Raw genomic sequence first — 12,738 nt, 5'->3', positions numbered from 1 at the left:
CCCGTCATTCTAGAAGGGCTTGGCATCAGGCTGCGGGCGCGGGTTTTGCGGCGGTGCCCGCCGAGTTCGTTCGGGAGCGGCATTCGCTTTGCTTTTTATAGCTAATTACATAGTGCACATATTGTTTTCAAGCTGAAATTAATAGTAATTCTATGAATATAAAGCGTAAGCAGCTTCAAAATTGGAAGCGATAGCCGAGGCTGCGCTCAGCCCACCGAAGGCCTTTTGTTGCGATACATGTCCTGGTCGGCCACCTTGAGCAGGCTTTGTGCATCCTGGGCATCCCTGGGATATAGGGCCTGTCCCACGGATGCCCCCACGGTCACGGCTTCGCCTTCGGGAATGCCTTGCAGCGTGCCCAGCGGCTGCTGCAGCGCATGCTCTATCTTCAGGCGCACGGCCTGTACCTGCTCCTCGTCGCTGACTCCGCGCAGGATGAGGATGAACTCGTCACCGCCCAGACGCGCCACGACGTCATCGGGGCGCAGCAGATTGCGCAGGCGCAGGCTGATCTCGGCCAGAGCCAGATCGCCGTTGTCATGGCCCCAGCGGTCATTGAGCGGCTTGAAGCGGTCCAGGTCCACAAACAGCAGGGCAAACGGGGCGGCCATGTTCTGGCCGGGCAGGGGGCGGGTGAGTGTGGTCAGAATATGCTGCAGTGCGCTGCGGTTGCTGGCCCCGGTCAGTGGATCGGTAAACAGGCTGTGGCGCATGCGGTGGAAATTGTGGGCCAGCTCGCCAATTTCATCGCGGCGCTGCACTTCGATCGGCGTGTCGATTTCGCCTAGGCCCACGCGGCGCACGGCGCGGGTCAGCGAGCGCATATCGTTGGCCACGGCGCCGAAGATGCGGGTGCCGATGACGACGGCCACGACCAGGGCCAGCAGGCCCAGGCTGCCTACCAGGGCCATATGGCGGTAGACGCCGGCCAGCATGTCCTTGTGCGGCACGGCCACCACGGCCATCCAGTCCTGACCGGCCCCATTGCTCAGGCGCCGGTAGGCAATGCGAATATGGTTGTGCCTGTCATCTTCGAGCAGGGCCGTGCCGGGGCCGTCGCTGGGCAGCGAGGACTGGAAGGCGCCCTGGATTTTGTCGTACACCGCCTGAATCAGCGGGTCCTGGCTGTTGGCGGCGCTCATGCGCTCCAGCTTGCCGTCTTCGCGCCGGTGGATGTTGGGCATGCCGGTGGCTGCGATCAGGGAGCCGTTGGCCTCGATGATGAAGGCGCGGCCATGTTCGCTCAGATGCAGCTGGTTGACGAATTCGTTGAGCGCGCGCAGCGAAATATCAGTGGCAACCACACCCTCTAGGCTGCCCTTGCTGGAGAGAATGCGGCGTGCGCGAGTGAGCACCAGGTCCTTGGCGCTGAAGTCGATATAGGCAGGCGTCCAGATCACATCGGCCGACTCCGCCGCAAGCTTGAACCAGGGGCGCTGGCGCGGCTCGAACAGATTGGTTTCGGTGGATTCGTAGATCGGCTCGGCATGCATGCCGGCGACCTTGAAGTAGCTGCGGTGCTCGCCGGGCTGAATCTTGAGGCGCAACTGGCCCAGTTCTGGCGCCACTCGCTTGAGAGCAATGCCCTGGCCCGCGATATTGGCGTAATACACATAGTCATTGGGCCGGGTATGCAGCGAGGTCGCTACCCACAGCCGGGAGATCAGGTCGGGAATATGTTCGCGGATGTCGGCAGCTACGGGCTGGCCGCTGGGAAACGCAGCCTCCAGCACGGCGCTGGACGGGTGCAGGTGACGATCCACGATCAGCGCGATACGCTCGGCTTTCTCTTCCATCACCTGTTCGGACAAGGCGGACACCGTGTTGCTGCCCGTCCAGTACCAGAGCATGCCCAGGGCCGATGTCAGCAGCGCAATCAGTGCAACAAAAGGCAGGATCAGCGAGAGCTTGAGCGATTTGGAAGCGCGGATGGGCTGTGGGGATGGAGTCACTAGGCGATTGCCGGAAAGATGATGAAGGTCATGCAAAGTGTCTCACGCATCATTTGCCTAGCTCCTTTCGCATCATTAACATTTGTTACATTCTTGAGGCCAACCCAGGAAGGCGCACAGCTCCTCACTTCGGGCCAGTGCGTCTTTGCGGCCCAGTGCTATCAGTTCACGGGTATAGCCTTGCTCAAACAGCAGGTAGCTGGCCAGCGCACCGTCACGCATGGGGTTGCCCGTGCCTGAGCGCACGCCCAGCGTGGCCAGCAAGGTGCGCACCGGCAGCGGCAGCTTGTCGATGTGGCGCGTGGCAATATCGTCGATGCGCTCGCTGGGGGTGATGGCCAGTACCTCGATAGGGCGCAGCCGGCTGTGAATGCGCTCGGCCGGAGAAATCAGGCTCAGCGTGTGATTGATGCGTTCGGCACGCTCTATGTCCACAGCCAGCGTGTCCAGAAAAATGCTGGACAGCGCGTGCCCGGCCACCTGGGCCAGTGTGGGATAGCTGGCATCGACCTGCGGCTGGCTGCTCACGGGCTCGTGGCGTCTGCCCGCGCCGACGACCAGCAGTTTGCAGGCACCCAGATGAATCGCTGGTGCCAGGGGCGCAGTCTGGCGCATGGAGCCGTCGCCGAAATGCTCGAGATGTCCGTCCATGGGCAGCGGCATGGCTGGAAATATGAAGGGCAGGGCCGACGAGGCCAGCAGGTGATCGGCGGTCAGCAGGGTCTGCACGGCCTTGCGCTGGTCGCGCACCCAGGGGCTCAAGGCCTCGCGAGTCTGAAAGAAAGTGATGTGCTGACCGCTGCTGTAGCTGGATGCGGTAATGGCCAGGGCGTGCAGATGACCGCTGTCGATGAGTTGTGGGATGCGCTCGAAAGGCATGAGGCCGCTGTTCATCAGGGTTTTGAGCGGAGCATTGTCCAGCAGCGAGCGCGGGCGCATGCGGCTCCAGCGGGCCAGCGCCCAGCCCAGCGACAACAGCGTCAGCCAGCGTGCGCCGCTGCGCAGCACGCTGAGAGAGTCGGCCTTGTAGATTTGCTCGGTATGCATATGGCCCCAGACATGCAACATGCGCCGCACTGCGCTGTCAAAGGCATCGGCATGGCAAGCCAGGGCTGCGACATTGATGGCGCCTGCCGATGTGCCTGCAAGCACTGGAAAGGGATTGGGGCCATGCTGCAGACCGCGAGCGCGGCGCAGCTCGGCGATGGCGGCCAGCACGCCGACCTGGTAGGCAGCCCGGGCGCCGCCGCCGCTGAGCAACAGGCCGGTCTGCCCGATGCTGGAGCTAGGGCCTATGGAGCTCTGCCGCTCTGCTTCGGCAAGACTGGGTGGGAGGGTGGGAGAGAACTGCACTGCCGCCATGGCTGCAGTGTGCCCGGATTGGGCCGCGGGCGGTAGGTGGGCCGGGCCATCGAACGGGCCGGCGGCGGCCCAGGTGACAGTCTGCGGCGGCCGTCAGCTCTTTTTCTGGTTCTTGGCAATCAGCGTGGCGATGGACTTGGCATCCAGCACGACCAATTGATTTTGCGCGGCCCAGCTGGCGGCATTTTCGCCCAGAGGCTGCAGAGCCACGTAAACGCAGAGATCGGCTTTCAGCTTGTGTTGTGCGGCCTGCAGCTCGCGCAGCGGCTCCACGCCATGGGCGGCGGCTTTCCAGCGGCGCGCGCCGACCACGCTGGTCTGGCCGTTGCGCGTCAGCAGCAGATCGGCACCGGCCTGGTTCAGGCGCTGAACCTCATAGCCTTCGGCTTGCCAGGCTGTCTGCAACTGTGCACTGAAGTCGGCCCAGGACTGCTCGGCGATCACCTGCTGAATCTGCTCCAGCCTGGCCGGGCTGGGGGCCCGCAGCTGCTTGTAGCAGGCAATGCAGCCGACGACGAAGAACGGGAAGGCTCCCAGAGCGGCAAAAGGCGAAATGTCCTTGGGGAACACCGCCAGCGACACCAGCACCACCGCAGCGCAGATCGCAAAGCTGATCCACCAGCGTGAGCGCATCAGGACTGCAAACAGGGAATTTTCGGCCATCTTCAATTTCACGGGCTGTCTCTCAAATCTTGGGCAAAGGGCTGCATTGTCTCCTGTGCACAGGGGTTGGACAGCTTCGCTAGACTATCCCTCATTGAAGAAACCTCTGGAAAACTAAATCCAATGGCTGTTACAGAACAAGCGCTTCTGAGCGCGCTGGCCACCGTGCTTGATCCGCACACTGGCAAGGACTTTGTGAGCACGCGCGCCCTGCGCAATCTGCAGATTGCCGGTGACGACGTCTCGTTCGATGTGGAGATGGGCTATCCGGCCCAGAGCCTGCAGCCTGCCCTGCGCAGCCAGTTCATCGCTGCGGCCAGGACTGTGGCTGGCGTGGGCAATGTCTCGGTCAACATCACCACCAAGGTGGCCTCGCATGCCGTGCAGCGTGGCGTGCAGTTGCTGCCCGGCGTGAAGAACATCATCGCCATCTCGTCCGGCAAGGGCGGCGTGGGCAAGAGCACGACCACGGCCAATCTGGCGCTGGCGCTGGCCGCCGAAGGTGCCCGCGTGGGCATTCTGGATGCCGACATCTACGGCCCCAGCCAGCCCATGATGATGGGTGTTTCGGGCAAGCCCGAAAGCCATGACGGCAAGACCATGGAGCCGCTGGAGAACCACGGCGTGCAGGTCATGTCCATCGGTCTGCTGGTCAACAACGACCAGGCCATGATCTGGCGCGGCCCCATGGCCACCCAGGCGCTGGAGCAGATGCTGCGCCAGACCAACTGGAAGGATCTGGACTATCTGCTGGTCGATATGCCGCCCGGAACCGGCGACATCCAGCTGACGCTGTCCCAGCGCGTGCCCATGACGGGTGCCGTGGTGGTGACCACGCCCCAGGACATTGCCCTGATCGATGCCAAGAAGGGCATTCAGATGTTCGAGAAGGTCGGTGTGCCGATTCTCGGCCTGGTCGAAAACATGGCTGCCCATGTCTGCACCAACTGCGGCCATGTCGAACATATCTTTGGCGCAGACGGCGGCAAGAAGATGGCGGGCGAGCAGAACATCGACTATCTGGGGGCGCTTCCCCTGTCGCTGCAGATCCGTCTGCAGGCCGACAGCGGCAAGCCCACGGTGGTGGCCGAGCCCGAGAGTGAAGCCGCACAGGTCTACAAAAAGGTGGCGCGCGATCTGGCCGTGAAGGTGGCTCTCAAGGCCAAGGACTTCTCCAGCAAGTTCCCCACGATCACGGTTAGCAGCGATACCTGATGAACCTTCTGACCTCCATGCGTTATCTGGTGGCGCTCAACGAGCACCGCCATTTCGCAAGGGCGGCGCAGGCCTGTCATATCACGCAGCCTGCACTGTCCAATGCGCTCAAGGCGCTGGAGGACGAGTTCGGTGCCGTCATCGTGAGGCGCGGCCGCGTGTTTGGCGGGCTGACTCCCGAGGGCGAGCAGGTGCTGGCCACGGCACTGTCCATGCTCAGGGCCGAGGAGGCGCTGAGACAGGATCTGAGCGCCGCAGCCGGCCAGCTCAAGGGTCTGCTGCGCATGGCTGCCGTGCCTACGGCCATCCCCATGCTGACGCGCTTTGCCGCGCTGTTGCGGGTCCAGCACCCGGGCATCACGCCCATGGTGCTCTCCATGAGCTCGCTTGAGATAGAAACCGGACTCGAAGATCTCTCGCTAGATCTGGCCCTGGGCTACAGCGAAAGGCTGGAGTCGGGCCGCCGCACGGCACGCAGCGCCCGCATCACCATGTGGCCGCAGTATCAGGAGCATTATTTCCTGCTCAGTCCTGCGGCTGAGGAGCAGAGCCAGAAACCTGTGAAATGGGCTCAGGCGGCCAGGCTGCCGCTATGTCTTTTGACGCCGGACATGCATAACCGGCTGATTGTGGATCAGAGCTTTGTGGCAGCCGGCTGCGAGGTCAGTGCGGCCATGGAGACCAATTCCGTGCTGAGCCTGATGCTGGCCGTGACCGAAGGCGGTCTGCACAGCGTGCTGCCCGGTGCGCTGGTGGCGACGCTGCCCGAGTCGGCCCGGATCTCGGTGCGTCCTCTAATTGCGCCCAAGGTGCAGACGGCCATTGCTTTCCTGACCCCTTCGCAGGAGCAGGCGACCCGCGCGCAGCAGGCCGCGCTGGCGCTCATGCAGTCCCAGGCCTGGCGCCAGCAATGTGCCAGCTTTGCCGGGGCCGTGCGCTGATTTGCAATTTGAATCGCGTCATCAATTCAAAGAATTTGACCTGAGATACGGCCGGGGCTGAAATACGGCATGAGACAAAGGGCGCTGGTGCGCCCTCATAACAAGGTCGCCCCATGCCCCATCACCCTATTGAGCAGCCGCAGGAGTCTGCGCAGCTGCTCAGCCCCGAACAGCAGGACGCCCTGACGCACTGTCTGGCCCGCTTTGGCCAGGAACCCGGTGGCCTGCTGCCACTGCTTCATTCCCTGCAGGACAGCCTGGGCTTCATCCCGCGCGCCGCCGTGCCCGCCATTGCCGAGGCCTTGAATCTTTCGCGTGCCGAGGTCCATGGTGTTGTCAGCTATTACCCGCATTTGCGCGAGCAGCCGCATGGCAGGACGCTGATCCAGATCTGCCGGGCCGAAGCCTGCAAGTCGCGTGGTGGCGATGCACTGTTCGCCCATGCGCAAGAGACACTGGGCTGCCAGGCCCATGGCACGAGCGCCGATGGCAGCGTGACGCTGGAGCCTGTCTACTGCCTGGGGCTGTGCGCCCAGTCGCCGGCCGTGATGGTCGATGAGAGCGAAGTCCATGCGCGAATGACTGCGGACCGGCTCGATGCCCTGCTGGAGGAAATACAGCAAAAACGACTTGAAGCCAAGGCAGATGAAGCGCAAGCAGCTATCGAAAATGAAGCTTTTGCTGCCGCACGCATCTATGTGCCGCGCGATGCCGCAGCCCTGGCCGTGGGCGCGGATGCGGTGGCCCAGGCGCTGCAGCGCGAGTGCGAGGCGCGAGGCCTGGCGGTGGAGCTGGTACGCAACGGCTCGCGTGGCTTGCTGTGGCTGGAGACCCTGGTCGAGATTGAGACTGCACAGGGCCGCGTGGCCTACGGCCCGGTTCAGGCGGCTGACGTGCCGGGTCTGCTGGACGCCGGCATGCTGCAGGGCCAGTCCCATGCGCTATGCCATGGGCTGACCGAACAGATGCCTTATCTGGCACGGCAGGAACGTCTGACTTTTGCACGCGTGGGCATCGTCGATCCGCTGAGCCTGCGGGATTACGAGGCCCATGGCGGCTGGCAAGGTCTCAGGGCCGCTGCGGCCATGGCGCCCGAAGCCATCGTCCAGCAGGTGCTGGACTCCGGCCTGCGCGGTCGCGGCGGGGCGGCATTTCCCGCAGGGATCAAATGGAAGACCGTTGCGGCTGCAGAAAGTGCGGGAACAGGGCCGCAGAAATACATTGCCTGCAATGCCGACGAAGGCGATTCGGGCACGTTCGCCGACCGTCTGTTGATGGAGGGCGACCCGTTCTGCCTGATCGAGGGTATGGCGATCGCTGGTCTGGCCGTGGGTGCGACTCAGGGCTATATTTATGTGCGCAGTGAATATCCGCACTCGATTGCGGTGCTGAACGAGGCGATTGCACGCGCCAGTGCGGCGGGCTGGCTGGGCGCCAATGTGGCCGGCAGCGGCAAGGCGTTTTCTCTGCAGGTGCGCAAGGGGGCTGGCAGCTATGTCTGCGGCGAAGAGACCGCCATGCTGGAGAGCATCGAAGGCAAGCGCGGCATTGTGCGCGCCAAGCCGCCGCTGCCCGCGATCGAAGGCCTGTTCGGCAAGCCCACGGTCATCAACAATGTGATCACGCTGGCGACCGTACCCATCATCCTGGCCAGGGGTGCGGCCTTCTATCAGGGCTATGGCATGGGGCGCTCGCGCGGCACGCTGCCCTTTCAGCTCGCGGGCAATATCGCACGTGGCGGACTGGTGGAAAAAGCTTTCGGCCTCACGCTGCGCGAGCTGGTGCAGGACTTTGGCGGCGGCACGGCCAGCGGTCGGCCCGTCAAGGCCATTCAGGTTGGCGGCCCGCTGGGCAGCTATGTGGCGCCCGAGGATTGGGATGATCCGCTGGACTACGAAGCCTATGCCGCCAAGGGCAATGTGGTCGGCCATGGCGGTCTGGTCGTGCATGACGACAGCGCCGATATGGCGCAGCTGGCGCGCTATGCCATGGAGTTCTGCTCCATCGAGTCCTGCGGCAAATGCACGCCCTGCCGCATCGGCTCCACGCGGGGGGTGGAGGTGATAGACCGCATCACGCGTCAAGGCGGTGCAGAGCATGCGGCCAATGTGGCGCTGCTCGAGAGCCTGTGCGACACCATGCAGCATGGCAGCTTGTGTGCCATGGGCGGCATGACCCCCTATCCGGTGCGCTCTGCGCTGCAGCACTACCCGCAGGACTTCGGTATCGAGCCCGTGCAGACCGTGAACCCCGCCTGAGGAGAGAGCCATGCTGGAACATCTGAAGAACACCGATTGCGGAACGCCTGCCAGCCTGTCCGAGGAACTGGTCACGTTGCATATAGACGGCCGCGAGGTCACCGTGCCCAAGGGCACATCGCTGATGCGCGCCGCTGTCGATGGCGGTATCAAGGTGCCCAAGCTCTGTGCCACGGATTCGCTGGAGCCCTTTGGTTCCTGCCGGCTGTGTCTGGTGCAGATCGAGGGGCGCAAGGGCTTTCCTGCGTCCTGCACCACGCCTGCCGAAGCGGGCATGAGGGTGCGCACCCAGAGTCCGCAGCTGCAGGAGCTGCGCAAGGGCGTGATGGAACTCTATATCTCCGACCACCCGCTCGATTGCCTGACCTGCTCGTCCAACGGCGACTGCGAGCTGCAGGACATGGCCGGAGTGGTCGGCCTGCGCGAGGTGCGCTATGGCATGGATGGAGCCAACCACTTCAAGGGCGAGGCCAAGGCTGAGGTCGATACCTCCAACCCGTATTTCAACTACGACCCCAGCAAGTGCATTGTCTGCAATCGCTGCGTGCGCGCCTGCGAGGAAACGCAGGGCACGTTTGCACTGACGATCAGCGGACGCGGTTTCGAGTCGCGCATCACGGCAGGTCAGGGCGACGGCTTCATGGCCAGCGACTGTGTGAGCTGCGGCGCCTGCGTGCAGGCCTGTCCCACGGCCACGCTGCAGGAAAAGACCGTGGTCGAGCTGGGGCAGAGCGAGCACAGCGAGATCACGACTTGCGCCTACTGCGGCGTGGGCTGCGGCTTCAAGGCCGAGATGAAGGGCGAGCAGGTGGTGCGCATGGTGCCCTGGAAGGACGGCAAGGCCAACGAAGGCCATGCCTGCGTCAAGGGGCGTTTTGCCTGGGGCTATGCCACGCACAAGGACCGTATCACTCAACCCATGATCCGCGCGAAGATCACCGATCCCTGGCGCGAAGTGAGCTGGGAGGAGGCCATTGCCCACGCGGCCAGCGAGTTCCGCCGCGTCCAGGCCAAGCATGGCAGGGACTCGATTGGCGGCATCACCTCGTCGCGCTGCACCAATGAGGAAACCTATCTGGTGCAGAAGCTGATCCGCGCGGCCTTCGGCAACAACAATGTCGATACCTGTGCGCGTGTCTGTCACTCGCCCACGGGCTATGGCCTGGGCCAGACCTATGGCACATCGGCAGGCACGCAGACCTTCAAGTCGGTCGAGCACTCCGATGTGATCATGGTGATAGGCGCCAATCCCACGGCGGCGCACCCGGTGTTCGGCTCACGCATGAAAAAGCGGCTGCGTGGCGACGCCCGGCATGGCGATGCCCGGCGTGCCGGCGCCGGCCTGATCGTGATCGACCCGCGCGAGATCGAGCTCGTCAACTCGCCCCATGTCAAGGCCGACTACCACCTGCAGCTGAAGCCCGGCACCAATGTGGCCATGATCACGGCGCTGGCCCATGTGATCGTCACCGAGGGTTGGCTGGCCGATGCCTATATTGACGAGCGCTGTGATGCCAAGTCCTTTGCGCAATGGAAGGAGTTCGTCGCCAGGCCGGAGAACTCGCCCGAGGCCACGGCCGACATCACCGGTGTGGCTCCCGAGCTGGTGCGTGGTGCGGCGCGGCTGTATGCATTGGGCAGTGCGGATCATCCGCAGGGAAGGCAGGTCAACTCCGCCATCTATTACGGCCTGGGCGTGACCGAGCATGCCCAGGGCTCGACCATGGTCATGGGCATTGCCAATCTGGCCATGGCTACGGGCAATGTGGGTCGTGAAGGTGTGGGCGTGAATCCCTTGCGCGGGCAGAACAATGTCCAGGGATCCTGCGACATGGGCAGCTTTCCGCATGAGCTGCCGGGCTATCGCCATATCTCGGACAGCATCACCAGGGCCGAGTTTGAAGGCGCCTGGGGCGTGAAGCTCAGTCCCGAGCCGGGTTTGCGCATTCCCAATATGTTCGAGGCCGCGCTGGAAGGCAGCTTCATGGGCCTGTACTGCGAGGGCGAGGACATCGTGCAGTCCGACCCGAACACCCAGCATGTGACGGCAGCGCTGTCGGCCATGGAGTGCGTGGTGGTGCAGGACATCTTCCTCAACGAAACCGCCAAGTACGCCCATGTGTTCCTGCCCGGATCGTCCTTCATGGAGAAGGACGGCACCTTCACCAATGCCGAGCGCCGCATCTCGCGCGTGACCCAGCTCATGCAGCCGCTGGCCGGCTATGCCGACTGGGAGGTGACGCAACTGCTGTCCAACGCGCTGGGCTATCCCATGAACTACGCCCATCCGCGCGAGATCATGGCCGAGATCGCGGCACTGACCCCGACTTTCGCGGGCGTGAGCTACGAGAAGATAGAGCGCCTGGGCAGCGTGCAGTGGCCCTGCAACGAGGGCACCGAAGAGGCGGGCACGGCCATCATGCACCAGGATAGATTCGTGCGTGGCAAGGGCCGCTTCATCATCACCCAGTACGTGGCCACCGATGAAAAGGTCACGCAGCGCTTTCCGCTGCTGCTGACCACGGGGCGCATTCTCTCGCAGTACAACGTGGGCGCGCAGACGCGGCGCACGGCCAACAACCAGTGGCACGGTGAGGACAGGCTCGAGATTCATCCGCATGACGCACAGGACCGTGGCATCCGCGATGGCGACTGGGTGGGCATTGAAAGCCGCGCCGGCCAGACGGTGCTGCGCGCCACGGTGACAGAGCGCATACAGCCCGGCGTGGTCTACACCACCTTCCATTTCCCCGAGTCGGGCGCGAATGTGATCACCACCGACAGTTCGGACTGGGCCACCAACTGCCCCGAGTACAAGGTGACGGCCGTGCAGGTATTGCCCGTGGCGCAGCCTTCAAGCTGGCAGCAGGGCTACAGGCGTTTCAACGACCAGCAGCTCGGTCATCTGGCCGCAGCCCAACTGGAGATGGGAAGTCAGTGATGGATGTGAACAACCTGATCCGCATGGCCAATCGCATAGCCGAGTTCTTCGAGGCCATGCCAGAGCATGACGAGGCGCTCGACGGTGTGGCCCAGCATATCCAGAAGTTCTGGGAGCCGCGCATGCGGCTTCGCATTCTGGCGGCTTTGAATGAGCCTTCGGAGGCTGCGCAGCTGCGGCCTCTGGTGCGCGATGCGTTGCACAAGCATGCCGCGCGGCTGAGGCCTGTGCAGGCATAGCACAGTGCGCCAGACGGTAGCGGCATGCATCCATCCGGAATGTGTTGCGGGTATATTGGGTCTTTAGATCCCTGATCTGAGCCGCTGCCCGCGATCGAATGGCCGCGGCTTTTTTTGTTGGCCATCTTCATGATTTCCGAATCCGTCAAGAGCTCTTTGATGAGCGCACACCTGCGTCTTCTGGGCATGGCCCTGATGTGGGGCGCTTCCTGGCCGGCAGGCCGCATTCTGGCGCTCAATATGCCGCCTCTGGCGGCATCGGCGCTGCGCTTTTTGCTGGCTGCGACCCTGTTGCTGCCCTGGCTGTATTTCTCGGGCGGGCTGGGTGCTCTCAGGCACTGGTCTGTCAAGACCTGGCTGGGCATGTTTGCCGCAGGCGCGACCGGGGTGTTCGGCTACGCCAGCTTTTTCCTCACGGGTCTGCAGTATCTGCCTGCGGGGAAGGCGGCGCTGCTCATCACGCTCAATCCGGTGGTCACGCTGGCGTTTGCGGTGTGGCTTTTCAAGGAGCGCATCAACGCCACCATTGCGCTGGGCATGTTGCTGGCGGCCTGCGGCGCCGTGGTGGTCATCTCGCATGGCGACCCTATGCAATTGCTCAACGGAACGGTAGGGGTGGGCGAGATGCTGATTCTGGGCTGCGTGGCCTGCTGGGTTTGCTACACGCTGATTGGCCGCGCCATGTTGGCAGGCGTGGATGCGCTGGCTGCGACCACCGTGACTTCCATTTTTGGCGCCTTGCTGCTTCTGGCCGCCAGCCTGGTGCTGGAAGGCCCGCAGGGGCTGGTTTCGGCATTTCAGGCCAGCGGCACTGCCTGGACTGCCATGGTCTTCATGGCCTATGGCTCCACGGCCCTGGCTTATGCCTGGTACTTCGCGGGCGTCAAATCGCTGGGCGCAGGTGCGGCCTCGGGCTATATCACGCTGGTGCCGGTGATCGGCGTGCTGCTTTCTGCCCTGCTGCTGGGCGAGAGCATTGAAGGCTCCATGGTGCTCGGCGGCGCCATGGCGGTGCTGGGTACAGCCGTGATGAACTGGGGGCGTCGGTCAACAGCCTGAGGTTGGAGCTCATGTTTGATAGCGTGAAGCGCTTGTAAAGAAAGCATTTCAAGCCGATTTGGTTAATATGGGCCTGGCTTGTTCAGGGTGCGAAAGCCGCTGCTGCCT

The 12,738-nt window shown here is 63.5% G+C and carries 9 protein-coding genes; 6 read left to right on the top strand and 3 right to left on the bottom strand.

Annotated elements, in window-relative coordinates; all coding sequences use genetic code 11:
- Positions 1-206: 206 nt before the first annotated feature.
- The 3 genes from Cth01_RS04155 to Cth01_RS04145 all read right to left on the bottom strand — a co-directional run bounded on the left by Cth01_RS04155 (position 207) and on the right by Cth01_RS04145 (position 3,977).
- Entirely contained in the window at positions 207-1,952 is a 1,746-nt protein-coding gene (locus tag Cth01_RS04155; protein ID WP_045838586.1) for a GGDEF domain-containing protein, read from the bottom strand.
- A 75-nt stretch (positions 1,953-2,027) separates the two neighbouring features.
- Positions 2,028-3,314, bottom strand: a complete 1,287-nt coding sequence (locus Cth01_RS04150; protein WP_045838585.1) for a patatin-like phospholipase family protein — start codon at positions 3,312-3,314, stop codon at positions 2,028-2,030.
- A gap of 93 nt (positions 3,315-3,407) precedes the next feature.
- Complete coding sequence (locus tag Cth01_RS04145) at positions 3,408-3,977, bottom strand: restriction endonuclease (RefSeq protein WP_003065830.1); 570 nt, start codon at positions 3,975-3,977, stop codon at positions 3,408-3,410.
- Positions 3,978-4,100: 123 nt separating this feature from the next.
- Here Cth01_RS04145 and apbC point away from each other — a divergent pair, with 123 nt between their 5' ends.
- From apbC to Cth01_RS04115, 6 genes are all read left to right on the top strand, one after another.
- On the top strand, positions 4,101-5,192 hold the full coding sequence (gene apbC, locus Cth01_RS04140) for an iron-sulfur cluster carrier protein ApbC (RefSeq protein ID WP_045838584.1): 1,092 nt from the start codon (positions 4,101-4,103) through the stop codon (positions 5,190-5,192).
- Positions 5,192-6,133: a LysR family transcriptional regulator gene (locus Cth01_RS04135; protein ID WP_034391654.1), complete on the top strand. Its 942-nt coding sequence runs from the start codon at positions 5,192-5,194 to the stop codon at positions 6,131-6,133. The genes apbC and Cth01_RS04135 overlap by 1 nt, the downstream gene beginning before the upstream one ends.
- A 113-nt stretch (positions 6,134-6,246) precedes the next feature.
- The gene (locus tag Cth01_RS04130; protein ID WP_045838583.1) at positions 6,247-8,391 is read left to right on the top strand and encodes a formate dehydrogenase subunit gamma; all 2,145 of its coding nucleotides are present in this window, start codon (positions 6,247-6,249) and stop codon (positions 8,389-8,391) included.
- A 10-nt stretch (positions 8,392-8,401) separates the two neighbouring features.
- The gene (fdhF, locus tag Cth01_RS04125; protein ID WP_045838582.1) at positions 8,402-11,332 is read left to right on the top strand and encodes a formate dehydrogenase subunit alpha; all 2,931 of its coding nucleotides are present in this window, start codon (positions 8,402-8,404) and stop codon (positions 11,330-11,332) included.
- Entirely contained in the window at positions 11,332-11,571 is a 240-nt protein-coding gene (locus Cth01_RS04120) for a formate dehydrogenase subunit delta (RefSeq protein WP_045838581.1), read from the top strand. The genes fdhF and Cth01_RS04120 overlap by 1 nt, the downstream gene beginning before the upstream one ends.
- A gap of 159 nt (positions 11,572-11,730) precedes the next feature.
- Positions 11,731-12,630: a DMT family transporter gene (locus tag Cth01_RS04115; RefSeq protein WP_034405189.1), complete on the top strand. Its 900-nt coding sequence runs from the start codon at positions 11,731-11,733 to the stop codon at positions 12,628-12,630.
- Positions 12,631-12,738: the final 108 nt, after the last annotated feature.

Origin of the sequence: Comamonas thiooxydans (assembly GCF_000964545.1) — a bacterium.
In the GTDB taxonomy this organism is placed as follows: Bacteria; Pseudomonadota; Gammaproteobacteria; order Burkholderiales; family Burkholderiaceae_C; genus Comamonas; species Comamonas thiooxydans.
The sequence above is the reverse complement of the archived record's forward strand: the minus strand, read 5'-3'. Positions and strand labels throughout refer to the sequence as shown.